The 13,961-nt window shown below is 65.5% G+C and carries 11 protein-coding genes; 7 read left to right on the top strand and 4 right to left on the bottom strand.

All coding sequences use genetic code 11. The features are described from left to right. Positions 1-87: 87 nt before the first annotated feature. Positions 88-1,362 carry a cytochrome P450 gene (locus AXW67_RS13750; protein WP_063678314.1) on the top strand — a complete coding sequence of 425 codons (1,275 nt, stop codon included), beginning with the start codon at positions 88-90 and terminating at the stop codon, positions 1,360-1,362. 293 nt (positions 1,363-1,655) lie between these two features. On the opposite strand, the gene AXW67_RS13745 is transcribed toward AXW67_RS13750, so the two are convergent. Further along, complete coding sequence (locus AXW67_RS13745; protein WP_063678313.1) at positions 1,656-2,576, bottom strand: LysR substrate-binding domain-containing protein; 921 nt, start codon at positions 2,574-2,576, stop codon at positions 1,656-1,658. 125 nt (positions 2,577-2,701) lie between these two features. On the opposite strand from AXW67_RS13745, the gene AXW67_RS13740 reads away from it, so the two are divergent. The 4 genes from AXW67_RS13740 to mdlC all read left to right on the top strand — a co-directional run bounded on the left by AXW67_RS13740 (position 2,702) and on the right by mdlC (position 7,656). Beyond that, complete coding sequence (locus AXW67_RS13740; protein ID WP_027555052.1) at positions 2,702-3,871, top strand: acyl-CoA dehydrogenase family protein; 1,170 nt, start codon at positions 2,702-2,704, stop codon at positions 3,869-3,871. A 9-nt stretch (positions 3,872-3,880) separates the two neighbouring features. Further along, positions 3,881-4,984, top strand: coding sequence for a CaiB/BaiF CoA transferase family protein (locus AXW67_RS13735; RefSeq protein WP_063678312.1), 1,104 nt, complete (start codon positions 3,881-3,883; stop codon positions 4,982-4,984). A 16-nt stretch (positions 4,985-5,000) separates the two neighbouring features. After that, positions 5,001-5,852, top strand: a complete 852-nt coding sequence (locus tag AXW67_RS13730) for an HTD2 family dehydratase (protein WP_063678311.1) — start codon at positions 5,001-5,003, stop codon at positions 5,850-5,852. A 181-nt stretch (positions 5,853-6,033) separates the two neighbouring features. After that, entirely contained in the window at positions 6,034-7,656 is a 1,623-nt protein-coding gene (gene mdlC, locus AXW67_RS13725; RefSeq protein ID WP_063678310.1) for a benzoylformate decarboxylase, read from the top strand. A gap of 223 nt (positions 7,657-7,879) precedes the next feature. On the opposite strand, the gene AXW67_RS13720 is transcribed toward mdlC, so the two are convergent. Beyond that, on the bottom strand, positions 7,880-8,674 hold the full coding sequence (locus tag AXW67_RS13720; RefSeq protein ID WP_063678309.1) for an SDR family oxidoreductase: 795 nt from the start codon (positions 8,672-8,674) through the stop codon (positions 7,880-7,882). 40 nt (positions 8,675-8,714) lie between these two features. Continuing rightward, a complete protein-coding gene (gene trhA, locus AXW67_RS13715) occupies positions 8,715-9,410 on the bottom strand; it encodes a PAQR family membrane homeostasis protein TrhA (protein ID WP_027555047.1) in 696 nt (231 codons plus the stop codon). Positions 9,411-9,588: 178 nt separating this feature from the next. On the opposite strand from trhA, the gene AXW67_RS13710 reads away from it, so the two are divergent. Beyond that, positions 9,589-11,058, top strand: a complete 1,470-nt coding sequence (locus tag AXW67_RS13710; protein WP_063678308.1) for a YcjX family GTP-binding protein — start codon at positions 9,589-9,591, stop codon at positions 11,056-11,058. Further along, a complete protein-coding gene (locus AXW67_RS13705) occupies positions 11,055-12,083 on the top strand; it encodes a YcjF family protein (protein ID WP_063678307.1) in 1,029 nt (342 codons plus the stop codon). Before AXW67_RS13710 ends, AXW67_RS13705 begins: the two co-directional genes overlap by 4 nt. Positions 12,084-12,199: 116 nt before the next feature. On the opposite strand, the gene AXW67_RS13700 is transcribed toward AXW67_RS13705, so the two are convergent. Next, positions 12,200-13,779: glycosyltransferase family 39 protein (locus tag AXW67_RS13700; protein ID WP_145927598.1), on the bottom strand; the 1,580-nt coding region annotated here is incomplete at its 3' end. Positions 13,780-13,961: the final 182 nt, after the last annotated feature.

Genomic DNA, 13,961 nt, shown 5'->3' with positions numbered 1-13,961 from the left:
CCTCACCCGGAATCCGCGCTTTGCGCGAATTCCGGCCTCTCCCCGCAAGCGGGGAGAGGCGAAGAGGAACACACTGGAGCCACCACCATGAACATCCAAACCCCGGTCAACGTGGACAAGGCCGAACGCATGCGCAGGGCGCGCGAGGAGGCCTATGCGACGCCGCTGGCGCAGTTCCACCCGGGCGCGCCACGGCTGTTCCAGGACGACACGCTGTGGCCGTGGTTCGAGCGGCTGCGCAAGGAAGAGCCGGTGCACTACTGCACCAATGCGCCGATCGAGCCCTACTGGTCGGTGGTGAAGTACAACGACATCATGCATGTCGACACCAATCACGGCCTCTTCTCCTCCGACTCGACGCTCGGCGGCATCTCGATCCGCGACGTACCGTCAGGCTATGACTGGCCGAGCTTCATTGCGATGGATCAGCCGCAGCATTCGGCGCAGCGCAAGACGGTGTCGCCAATGTTCACGCCGACGCATCTGGACGAATTGGCGAAACTGATCCGCCAGCGCTCGCAGACCGTGCTCGACAATCTGCCGCGCAACGAGACCTTCAATTTCGTCGAGCGCGTCTCGATCGAGCTGACGACGCAGATGCTGGCCAGCCTGTTCGACTTCCCCTGGGAGGAGCGGCGCAAGCTGACGCGCTGGTCCGACGTCTCGACTGCGCTGCCCAAGAGCGGCATCGTCGCATCCGCCGAAGAGCGCCGCCGCGAAATGGACGAGTGCTACGCCTACATGTCGAAGCTGTGGAACGAGCGAGTCAATTCCGCCCCGCGCAACGACCTGTTGTCGCTGATGGCCCACAACGACGCCACGCGCTTCATGGACCCCGACAACCTCATGGGCAACATCATCCTGCTCATCGTCGGCGGCAACGACACCACGCGCAACACCATGACCGGCTCGGTGCTGGCGCTGAACGAGAACCCCGAGCAATACGACAAGCTCCGCGACAATCCGGCGCTGATCGATTCCATGGTGCCGGAGGTGATCCGCTGGCAGACTCCGCTCGCGCATATGCGGCGCACCGCGCTGCAGGACACCGAGATCGGCGGCAAGCACATCAAGAAGGGTGACCGCGTCGTGATGTGGTACGTCTCGGGCAACCGCGACGAGGAGATGTTCGAGAAGCCGAACGAGTTCATCATCGACCGCCCCCGGCCGCGCACGCATCTGTCCTTCGGCTTCGGCATCCACCGCTGCGTCGGCATGCGGCTCGCCGAGCTCCAGCTCCGGATCGTCTGGGAGGAGATGCTGAAGCGGTTCGACCGCATCGAGGTGGTCGGCGAGCCCCGGCGGATCTATTCGAGCTTCATCAAGGGCTATGAGACGCTGCCGGTGCGGATTCCGGGCTGACGGTTGCCGTGTTTGTAGGGCCGGAGAAAGGAAGCCGCCTCCGCGATTGAGTTGCGAGTTGATTCGAGCGCCGCTGCAACATTCTTCGTCATTGCAAGCGCAGCGAAGCAATCCAGACTGTCACCGCGGATAAATCCCTGGATTGCTTCGCTGCGTTCGCAACGACGAAATTTTGGATGCACATGCGCGTCAAACTCGCAGTGACGGTAGTCCAGCTATAACATTTCGGCATTACAGGTCGCGCCAGATGCGAAGGCAAGACGGCGCGCGGCTGTTCTAGGACACGAGCACTTCTAACTCAGCTTGATGTCCCACAGGCCTTCCTTACGGCAGGCCGCGACTTCGTCGCGCAGGAGCGCGGTGATGGCGAGCGAAGCCGTCGAGGCGGGGCGGTCGATCGGAGAAGCGAAAATGAGCTCGCGCGTCATCGGTTTCGAGACGAGCGCGGTTTCCAGCCGCCCGTCCGCGACCTCGCCATGCACCGACGAGGGCGGGAGCAGCGCGAAGCCGAGCCCCTCTTCGACGAGGCTGGTGAGCACGCGGAAGGAATCCGCCTCGAGCTGGACGTTGAGCTTGATCTTGCGCTGGGCGGCCGCGTGCTCGATCAGCGCGCGGAGGCCGTGGGAATGACTGGGCAGGACCAGCCGCTGCCGCAACAGCCAACCGACATCGACGCTCTTCTTGCGCGACAGGCCGCAGCCGCGAGGGCCGACCGCGACGATATTGTCGCGGCCGAGGCTCTGCACGTTGAGATGCAGATCGGCCGAGCGGCCATAGAGGATCGCAAGATCCATCTCGCCGCGATGCAACCATTCGACGAGATGGCCGCTATAGCTTTCAACGATACGCAGCGAGATGCCGGGAAAGGATTCGACGCAGCGCCGCGCAAAGCGCGCCGACAGCACGCAGCTCACCGTCGGAACCAGGCCGAGCACGACCTGGCCGGACGGCGGCCCCTTCGCCGACTGGATGTCGTCGCGGATCTGGTCGATCTGGCGGACGATGCCGGAGGTGCGCGCCAGCAGGAGGCGCCCGGCATCGGTCAGCACCATGCCGCGGCCGTTGCGCGTGAACAGCTCGGTGCGCAGCTCGTGTTCCAGGAGCTTGATCTGGCGGCTCAGCGCCGGCTGCGCCACGCGCAACGTATCGGATGCCTTGGAGAGGCTGCCGAGCTCCGCCACGCAACTGAAGGTCCTGAGCTGCCGGAAATCCATGCTTGCCAATCTTGGAACGCTACTCCATACGCTATAGCAAATGAGCATAGGGGGTTGGCGTTGTTTTCACAACGCCGGAGGATTGGCCGGCGCTATTCTCTCAACCAAAGCCCACGGGAAACGCCATGAGCCAAGAAGAGCACCACACCGAAGATCACGCCGACATCCGCGAGGCCGTGGCAAAACTCTGCGCGCAGTTTCCCGGCGAATACTGGCGCAAGCTCGATCGCGAGATGGCTTACCCCAAGGCCTTCGTCGATGCGCTGACCGAAGCCGGCTATCTCTCGGTGCTGATTCCGGAAGAATATGGCGGCGCGGGCCTGAAGCTCTCCGCTGCGGCCGCGATCCTCGAGGAGATCCAGCGCGCGGGCTGCAACGGCGGCGGCTGCCACGCCCAGATGTACACGATGGGCACTGTGCTGCGGCACGGCAATGACGCGCAGAAGGCGAAGTATCTGCCGAAGGTCGCAACCGGCGAATTGCGTCTGCAAGCCTTCGGCGTCACCGAGCCGACCAGCGGCACGGACACCTCTTCTCTCAAGACGTTCGCCCGCCGCGAGGGCGACCACTACATCGTGAACGGCCAGAAAATCTGGACCAGCCGTGCCGAACATTCCGACCTGATGATCCTGCTCGCGCGCACCACGCCGAAGGAAAAGGCCAAGAAGCGCACCGATGGACTTTCCGTGTTCATCGTCGACATGCGCGAGGCCAAGGGGAAGGGTCTCGAGATCCGCCCGATCCGCACCATGATGAATCACGCCACCACCGAAGTCTTCTTTACTGACATGAAGGTGCCGGCGGAAAACCTGATCGGCGAGGAAGGCAAAGGCTTTCGCTACATCCTCTCCGGCATGAATGCCGAGCGTATTTTGATCGCTGCCGAATGCGTCGGCGACGCAAAATGGTTCATTGCGAAGGCGTCGAATTACGCCAAGGAGCGCGCGGTGTTCGGCCGGCCGATCGGCCAGAACCAGGGCATCCAGTTCCCGATCGCCAAGGCCTATGCCTCGATGCGCGCGGCCGAGTTGATGGTGAAGGAGGCGACGCGCAAATACGAGGCCGGGCTCGACTGCGGCGCGGAGGCCAACATGGCCAAGATGCTGGCCGCGGATGCGTCCTGGGAAGCGGCGAATGCGGCCATCCAGACTCATGGCGGCTTCGGCTTCGCCGAGGAATACGACGTCGAGCGCAAGTTCCGCGAGACCCGGCTCTACCAGGTGGCACCGATCTCGACCAACCTCGTGCTGTCCTTCATCGCCGAGCACGTGCTCGGCATGCCCCGCTCATACTGAGGTCGCATCATGGGAGCACTTGACGGGATCAGGGTGATTGCAGTCGAGCAGGCGGTGGCAGCGCCGTTCTGCTCGTCGCGCCTGGCGGATGCCGGCGCAGAGGTCATCAAGATCGAACGGCCCGAGGGCGATTTCGCCCGCGGCTATGATGCGGCGGCCAAGGGCCAGAGCAGCTATTTCGTCTGGCTCAACCGCGGCAAGCAGTCGGCGGTGGTCGATCTCGCCACCAAAGAGGGGCGCGCGGAACTGGAGAATCTGATCGCGAGCGCCGACGTGCTGGTTCAGAACCTCAAGCCCGGCTCGATGGACAAGCTCGGCTTTTCCCGCGAGCGGCTTCTGAAGGACTATCCGAAGCTGATCTCCTGCACCATCACCGGCTATGGCGACGAGGGTCCCTACGCGCATCGCAAGGCCTATGACCTGCTGATCCAGGCCGAGAGCGGGCTGGCTTCGATCACGGGCAATCCCGATGGCGCCTCGCGCGTCGGCATGTCCATCGTCGATGTCGCGACCGGCGCGACCGCGCATGCCGCGATCCTGGAGGCGCTGATCGCGCGCGGACGCACCGGCAAGGGCGCCGACATTCGCATCTCCATGTTCGACGTGATGGCGGACTGGTGCACCGTGCCGCTGCTCAATTCCGAGGCCGGCAATCCACCAAAGCGCATGGGCCTTCGCCATCCCTCGATCGCGCCCTATGGCGTGTTCACGTCGAAGGACGGCAAGGACATCCTGATCTCGATCCAGAGCGAGCGCGAATGGAAGACGCTCTGCGCCGAGGTGCTCGACCAGCCCAATCTGCCGAGCGATGCGCGCGTCGCCAATATGGTCGAGCGCGTGCGCAACCGCGACTTCACCGACAAGACGGTTGCCGATGCCTTCGGCAAGATGACACGCGATGAGCTGCTGAAGCGCCTGTCGGATGCCGACATCGCCTTCGCCGAGGTCAACACCATGGCCGACCTCACCACCCATCCACATCTGCGCCGCATCGAGGTCGACACGCCGAACGGCCGTGTCAGCTATCCCGCGCCGGCGCCGATCATCGTCGGCGAGACGCGCAGCTACGGCGCCGTGCCGGCTATCGGCGAAGGTCCCCAGTCGAAGAAGTAAAAAAGAGCGAGGCGTCATGACCGAGAAGCTCGACATCGATCATCTGCGGCAATGGATCGGCCGCACCCAGGAAGCCACCGACATCGTCACCGCGCAGCTCGTCAAGGGCCTGCGCGCGACGCTGTTCCAGGAGGTGGGCGAGCCCGCGAAAGGCGACGCAGCGCCGTTCACGGTGCATTGGTGCCTGGCGCAGCCGGTGTTTCCGATGTCGATGCTCGGCCCCGACGGTCACCCGACCCGCGGCGGCTTCCTGCCGCCGGTGCCGCTGCCGCGCCGGATGTGGGCCGGCGGCGAGATCGAGTTTCTGGAGCCCCTGCGCGTCGGCGACGAGTCGACGCGGACCTCGCGCATTGCCGATGTGCAGGTGAAGTCCGGCTCGACCGGCACGCTGTGCTTCGTCTCGGTCGAGCACAGCATCAGCTCACCGCGCGGCGTCGCCATCCGCGAGCGGCAGGACATCGTCTATCGCGAGATGACGAGCAGCCAGCCCACGAGCACGAAGGCCCCGCCCCCGCCGCCCAAGGCGCAGCACCGCGAGACGCATGTATCCGATCCCGTGCTGTTGTTCCGCTATTCCGCGCTGACCTTCAACGGCCACCGCATCCACTACGATCGCGACTACGTCACCAAGGTCGAGGGCTATCCCGGCCTGATCTTCCACGGGCCGTTGCAGGCCGCGCTCATCATCGAGATGGCCGCGAAGCTGCGCGGCGGCAATGCGCCGAAGAAATTCACCTATCGTGGCCTGCAGCCGCTGTTCGAGGGCACAGAGTTCTCCATCAACGCCAACGACAGCGGCGAGAGCATGGAGCTGTGGACCGCGAATGCCGAGGGGCAGCCGACCATGAAGGGCACGGCGGTGTGGTGAGCCACCGTTGCATCCTCGTCGTCCTTGCGAGTACAGCCGCGATGTAGGAACCTAGACCCTCACCCTGAGGCGCGCGCCCTTCGCGCGCGTCTCGAAGGGCGAGGTCGAGAGCCGGGCCTTCATCCTTCGAGACGCGCGTTCAGCGCTCCTCAGGATGAGGAACTAAGAAGGGACGGAAACAATGTCAAAGAATGGCAAGACCGGCAGCAAATCCGTCACCGTCAAGCAGGCGACGCTCGACCTGCTGCGATCCTTCGGCATCAACAGGGTGTTCGGCAATCCCGGCTCGACCGAGCTGCCGTTCCTCAGCGACTGGCCTGATGACATCGACTACGTGCTGGCGCTGCAGGAGGCCTCCGCGGTCGGCATGGCCGACGGCTATGCGCAGGCGACGCGCAATGCCGGCTTCGTCAATCTGCATTCGGCGGCCGGCGTCGGAAACGCGCTCGGCAACATCTACACCGCGCACCGCAACCAGACGCCGCTCGTCATCACCGCGGGCCAGCAGGCCCGATCGATCCTCCCGTTGCAGGCGTTCCTCTATGCCGAGCGCGCCTCGGAATTCCCGCGGCCGTACGTGAAATACAGCGTCGAGCCGGCAAGACCCGAGGACGTGCCGGCCGCGATCGCGCGCGCCTATTACACCGCCATGCAGCCGCCGTGCGGGCCGACCTTCGTATCGATCCCGATCGACGACTGGACGCATGCGACCGCGCCGGTCGAGGCGCGCAAGGTCAGCCGCGAGGTCGGCCCGGAGCCGGAGGCGATGAAGGCGCTGGTGGCGGCGCTCGGTTCAGCCAAGCACCCTGCCCTCGTCGTCGGCCCCGGCGTCGACCGCGCCGGCGCGGTCGACCTGATGGTGCACGTCGCCGAGAAAGCCGGGGCGAGCGTCTGGGTCAGCCCGTTCTCGGCGCGCTGCTCGTTCCCCGAGCGTCATCCGCAATTCGCGGGTTTCCTGCACGCCTCACCGGCGCAACTCTCCGACGCGTTGCGCGAGCACGATCTTGTGGTCGTGATCGGCGCGCCTGTCTTCACGTTTCACGTCGAAGGCCATGCATCGATCTTCGACGGCGGCGCGACGATCTTCCAGATCACCGATGATCCGGATGCCGCGGCGGTGACGCCGGTCGGCAGCAGCATCATCGCCACCATGAAGCCGGCGCTCGCGATGCTGCTCGACCTCCTGCCGGAGAGCAAACGCGCGACGCCGAAAGGCCGCACGCTGCCGCCGGCGCCGCAAGCCGCCGATCCACTGCCCGTGGAATATTTGCTGCATTCGCTGTCGCAGGCGATGCCGGATGGCGCTTCGCTCGTCGAGGAAGTGCCCTCGCACCGGCCGGCAATGCAAAAATTCCTGCCGATGCGCGGCCAGGATAGTTTTTACACCATGGCGAGCGGCGGCCTCGGCTACTCACTGCCCGCCGCTGTCGGCATGGCTCTCGGCAAGCCGAAACAGCGCACGGTGTGCCTGATCGGCGACGGCTCGGCGATGTATTCGATCCAGGCGCTGTGGACCGCCGCGCAGCGCAAGCTGCCGCTCACCATCGTCGTCATCAACAATTCCGGCTACGGCGCGATGCGCTCGTTCAGCCAGGTGATGCAGGTGCGCAACGTGCCCGGGCTGGAGCTGCCGGGAATCGACTTCGTCAAGCTCGCCGCAGGCATGGGCTGCGAGGCCGTGCGGGTGACGAAGGCCGCGGAGCTCGGCGATGCGCTGAAGCGCGCCATGGCGTTCGAGGGCACGAGCCTGGTCGAAGTGGTGGTGGATTCAGCGGTGCCGCTGCTCTACGCGCAGAAGCATTAGGGGCGCGACTTTTCTCCACACACTCAGCTGTCATCGCCCGACTTCATCGGGCGATCAGTATTCCAGCGACGGTGACGTGATACGGAGACGCCGCGGCGTACTGGATGCCCCGGTCCCGGCTCCCGCCAAGGCTACGCCGGGCCACAAGGGTGCTCGGCCGCCGAAGCTTCAGCGAAGGCGGCAAGCCGGGGCATGACGGCGTCAAACGCGGCGACAGCAGTGCCTACTTCCCAAACTCTTCGCGCATCTTCGCCTGGATCTTGGCCATGCCGCCGATCCAGCGGTCGTAATTCTCGGTCTTCTTGCGCATGTAACCGAGCACCTGCGGGTGCGGCAGGATCAGGAAGGTCTCCTGCTCGATGCCGGCGAGCGCGTCGCTCGCGACCTGCTCGGGCGAGAGATCGCCGTCGCCGGATTGCGGTCCCTTCGGGATCGAGCGCAGCATGTTGGTGTCGACGCCCTGCGGGCACAGGATCGAGACGCGGATGTTGTGCGCCTTGTGCGAGATCGCGAGATTTTCGGCAAAGCCGACCGCGGCATGCTTGGTCGTCGAATAAGCCGGGCTGCCGACCTGCGACAGCAGGCCCGCGGCCGAGATCGTGTTGAGGAAATAACCGCCGCCGCGCGCCTTCATGCGTGGGACGAGATGCCGCGCTGCGTAGACGTGGGCCATGACGTGGATCGCCCAGCTCCGCTGCCACGGCTCGTCCGAAGAGCCGCCGGCATTCACCGACATCGGATCGAAGCCGCCGCCGATGCCGGCATTGGAGCAAAAGAGGTCGATGGGGCCGAACTGCCGCTCGCTCTCCTCGATGACGTGAGCGATGTCCTTTTCCTGGGCGACGTCGCATTTGAAGGCGGCACCGTTCACGGTCGCCGCCACTGCTCTCGCGCCGGCGGCCTCCATGTCCGCGACCACCACCTTGGCCGCACCTGCGCGATGAAAGGCTTCACACAGCGCCTTGCCGATGCCATTGGCGCCGCCCGTGACGACCACGATCTTGCCGGCCACCTGCATGCGACGTCTCCTCTTATTCTTATACCGCTTCTGGTCTTGCTCAGCTCAACACGAGGTCGAGCACCGCGGTATAATGGCACGCCGCGCCGGCCAACACAAAGCCGTGCCAGATCGCATTCTGGAAGCGCAGGCGACGCCAGGCGTGGAAGATCACGCCGAGCGAGTAAAGCGCGCCGCCCGCAAGCACGAGGCCCAGCGCCATCGCAGGCAGCGCCGTGACCACGGCGTCGTAGAGCATCAGGCCGCTCCAGCCCATGGCGAGATAGATGCCGATCGAGACGCGGTCGAACTTGCCGGGCCAGCCGAGCTTCAGCACGATGCCGAGGATCGCCACGCACCAGACGCAGACGAGCAGCGCCAGCGCGAACACACTGTCCTTCAGCTCCAGGATGAACGGCGTATAGGTCGCGGCGATCAAGAGATAGATCGCGGAATGGTCGAAGCGCCGCAGCAGCCATTTGGCCGGCGACACCGGCCAGAGATTATAGGTCGCCGAGAGCACCAGCATCGAGAGCAGGCCGGCGACATAGATCGAGACACCGACGATGTCGACCGCGCTGGCATAGACCGCCGCGAGCACCACGAGGACGGTGGCGGCAATGATGCCGGAGAGCACGCCGATGGCATGGATGATGCCGTCGGCGATCAGCTCGGCGCGGTCATAGTCCCAGCCGATCGCATCGGCCGCGGCATGGACCGAGTTGGATGCAAGTTGCTTCACTCTGAAGACGGTCATGGCAATCCGAAGGCGACGCTATGGCACTCTTATGTGGGTCTTGCTGGCTCGGCAGAGCGTTCAACCGCTGCTTCGCCGACAAAGGCGGTGGAAGTATGAACTTGATTTTCGTCAGGCAGTTGCCACCTTTGTGACTAATCCATTTTGCGTATTACCCCGCCCGAGCCCCTTCGTTCACATGGCATTCAGCTTTCAGGATATGGTCGAGGAGGCACGCCTGTCGGCCCGGGCGCTGATGGACTATGGCGAGCACTTCTTCAACCCCACGGTGCGGCTCGGCGTCACCGGCCTGTCGCGAGCCGGCAAGACCGTGTTCATCACCGCGCTGATCCATGGCCTCACCCGCGGCGGGCGGTTTCCGGTGTTCGAGGCCTACGCGTCGGGCCGGATCGCGCGGGCGCATCTGGCGCCCCAGCCAGACGACGCCGTGCCGCGCTTCGCCTATGAGAACCATCTGCGCGCGTTGCTCGAGGAGCGGCGCTGGCCGAATTCGACCGTCGACATCAGCGAGCTGCGCCTCATCATCGACTACCAGCGCCAGAACGGAGCGGACCGGACCCTGACGCTCGACATCGTCGACTATCCCGGCGAATGGCTGCTCGACCTGCCGCTGCTCCAAAAGAGCTACGAGCAGTGGTCGGCGGAGAGTCTGGCGCTGTCGCGCGAGGCGCCCCGCGCCCATCTTGCCGCCGAATGGCACGCGCATCTTGCGACGCTGAAGCCGGAGGCGCGCGAGGACGAGCAAGCGACGCTTGTCGCTGCAAGGCTCTTCACGGGTTATTTGCGCGCCTGCCGCGACGAGCGCTTTGCCATGAGCCTGCTGCCGCCCGGCCGCTTCCTGATGCCCGGCAGTCTCGCCGATACACCGGCGCTAACCTTCGCGCCGCTCGACGTGCCTGCGGGCGGACAGGCGCCGGACGGCTCGCTCTGGGCGATGATGGTCCGCCGCTTTGAAGCCTACAAGGACGTCGTGGTGCGGCCGTTCTTCCACGATCATTTCGCCCGGCTCGACCGCCAGATCGTGCTGGCCGATGCGCTCGCCGCATTCAACGCGGGGCCCGAGGCGCTGCACGATCTCGAAGCCGCGCTCGCCGGCATTCTCGACTGCTTCCGCATCGGCCGCAGCACGTTCCTCTCCAGCCTGTTCCGGCCGCGCATCGACCGCATCCTGTTCGCGGCGACCAAGGCCGACCATTTGCATCATTCCAGTCACGACCGGCTCGAGGCCGTGCTGCGCCGTGCGGTCACGCGCGCGGTGGCACGCGCCGAAAACACCGGTGCGGAGATCGACGTGGTGGCGCTCGCCGCCGTGCGCGCCACCCGCGAGGCGCAGGTCGCGCACGGCCGCGACAGGCTGCCGTCGATCCTGGGAACACCGGCGGCGGGTGAAAGTGCCGGCGGCGAGTTCTTCGACGGCAACACGGAAGTGGCGACCTTTCCGGGCGACCTGCCCGCCGATCCCGAAGCGTTGTTCGACGGTACCGATGCCTATCGTGGCCTTTCCACAGGCGAAGCCGAGAAGAGCGATTTCCGCTTCCTGCGCTTCCGCCCGCCAAAACTCGAACGCGAAGGCACGGAAGAGCCGGCGCTGCCTCACATCCGCCTCGACCGTGCCTTGCAGTTCCTGATCGGAGACAAGTTGCTATGAACGACCGATCCCAACAGCGGCGGCCGGCAACGTTCCGGCTGGATGATCCGGGCGTCGTCGTCACCGAGGCCGATGAGACCGGGCGGATCGGTCGCGGGACGATCCAGATCACGCCGGAGCCCGATTCGTCGATGCTGCCTGTGCCGATCGAGCCGGCGCTACCGGCGCGGCGTGGCTTTCCCTGGGGCACGCTGTTCTGGTCAGGCGTCGCCGGCCTGACACTGCTCGGGGTCGGGCTTGGCGTGGTGCATCTGATCGAGGATCTCTTCGCGCGCAATGAAAGCCTCGGGATCGTCGGCCTTGCCCTCGCTTTCGTTACCACGCTTGCGCTCGCGGTGGTGATCGGACGCGAGGCATTCGGCCTGGCGCGGCTTGCCACGATCGAGAAGCTGCATCAGCGCGCGGCCGCGGTGCTCACCAGCGATGATCGCGCCGAGAGCCGCGCGATCGTGCAGGACTTGCTCAAGATCGCGCATCAGAACCCGCAGCTCGCACGCGCCCGCGCGACGCTGGAGAGCCACGCCGGCGAGATCATCGATGGCGCCGACATGATCCGGCTCGCCGAGCGCGAATTGATGACGCCGCTGGATACGGAGGCACGGCGGCTGGTGTCATCGGCCGCGCAGCGGGTCTCGATCGTGACCGCGGTCTCGCCGCGCGCGCTGATCGACGTGCTGTTCGTGTTCGTGGCCTCGCTCCGCCTGATCCGGCAACTCGCCCGGCTCTATGGCGGCCGGCCCGGCGCACTCGGCATGATCCGCCTCATCCGCCACGTCATCGCCCATCTCGCCATCACCGGCGGCATGGCCGCGAGCGACAGCCTGGTACAGCAGATGCTCGGCCATGGCATTGCGGCAAAGCTGTCGCAGCGGCTCGGCGAAGGCGTGCTCAACGGCCTGTTGACCGCGCGGCTGGGATTGGCCGCGATCGACGTCACCCGCCCGCTGCCGTTCGCGGCTCTGCCGCAGCCCAAGCTAACCGACCTCGCGACGGATCTGCTGCGGAAGAAAGAGGACGAGGAGTAGCCTTCGCCTCTCCCGCTTGCGGGGAGAGGCCGAAATTCAAGCGCAGCTTGAATTTCGGGTGAGGGGGACTCTCCGCGAATCCATCTGTCACCGTCCCCGCGGAGACTCCCCCNNNNCCCAACCCTCTCCCCGCGAGCGGGGAGAGGGAGAAGAGGGCCAGCACACGCCACTGGAACAGCGGCGAGTCCTTCGGCGGCGAGAGCTCCGGGGTCCAGCCGGTGAGCTTTTCCAGCGCGTAGGTATCGATCACGAGGCCGCGCCAGCGCCGTTCGACCTCTGCCAGTGGCTCGCGCCTGGCCGGGATCGAATCCCATACCAGTGAGCGATTGTCGGGCACGCGGCCGACATAGATTCCGGCATGACCGCGAATCTTCTCCATGCCGGGGTCGCGAAAGTCCTGGAAGCGGCCGCGCTCGTTGAGCTCAATCACCGGCCCGCGGCCCCTGAACAGCCAGCGCATCATGGCGTAGGTGCGGTAGTCCGTGGTCGCGATCCAGGTCGCGCCGGTCTCATCCAGCGCGGTCTGGACCCGTGCCGCAACCTGCTCGTAGCCGGCCTCGGCACCGACCGGATCGATCTTGCCGAGCAGGTTCCAGGGGGCAGCAACGTAGTAGAGGAACACGATCACGACGAATACGATCCCCGAGACGACCGCCGTCTTTGCCCAGAACACGCTAAACCGGACCATCCGGACCGGCCAACATTCGCACGGCAGCATCGCGAGGTTGATCGCGGCGGCGGCAAATCCGACCGGCCACATGAACATCGGCCAGGTGTCACCGACCCGCAGCGTGAACGATTTCACGAGGAAATAAAGGAACGGCACCAGCACCGCGGTGGACAGGAGGATCGCAACCGGCTCGCGCGCGCGATAGCCGCGCCACGCCATCATCGCCAGCCCTGCCAGCACCACCGGCAGCATGACGAAGCCGACAAGCCCGAATTGCAGTCCGATATAATCTCCGACCGTGCGCAAGGAGATCCCGTAATTGGCCGTGGCACGCACGCCCTGGAAGCGGAACGAGGCCCAGTCGTGCCCGGCGTTCCAGATCAGGACCGGCGAGAACACCGCGATTGCGATCACCACGGCAAGGTAAGGATAAGGGCTGCGCAGCCAGCGCCAGCGCCAATCCGGCACCAGGAGAAAAGCCGCGACCGCAGGCGCAAACATGATCGCGGTGAATTTCGACAGCATCGACAGGCCGGCGAACAGGCCGGCCGCGAGCCACCAGCGGCCGTCACCGCCGAGCGCGAGCCGCACCAAGGACCACATCATCGCCATCGCGAACGGGATCAGGGCGACGTCGGGCGCGACCTTGGCCATCAAGAGGCCGTAGTAGAGCGCGGCCTCGGGCATCAGCACCGCGAGCGCCATCGCGCGCACGTCATGGGTAACGCGGCGGACTATGTCGATGAGCAGTAGCTGCATCACCAGCATCGCGACGATGCCGCCAAAGCGGACGCCGAGCACGGTGTCGCCGAAGATCGCGGTGCCGAAGCGGATGAACCAAGCGATCATCGGCGGATGGTCAAGGAAGCTGAGCGCGGTTTCCTTCGACCAGGTCCAATAATAGGCTTCGTCGGTGCGCAGCTCGATCGCGGAGGCGTAAACGATGCGCAGCAGCGTCATCGCCGCGATCACGAGCGCGGCCATGACGAGGGAACGACGCGCAGCGCCGTCGGGCTTCAGTGTCATGTCGGCGGCCGTCGTCACGGCCGCGCTTTTCCCCGACTTGGGAGAGCGAGTCAATGTGGGGCATGTTGCCGCGTATTTCCACGTCTTCCCGGACAAGCGCGCCGATCCGGGACAACGGCGGCGGGATTTGCCAGGTATGTGATCTGGGACGTTGCCTCCGCCCGGGAATTTAACTCTCCGCT

Origin of the sequence: Bradyrhizobium neotropicale (genome assembly GCF_001641695.1) — a bacterium.
Classification (GTDB): Bacteria; Pseudomonadota; Alphaproteobacteria; order Rhizobiales; family Xanthobacteraceae; genus Bradyrhizobium; species Bradyrhizobium neotropicale.
The sequence above is the reverse complement of the archived record's forward strand: the minus strand, read 5'-3'. Positions and strand labels throughout refer to the sequence as shown.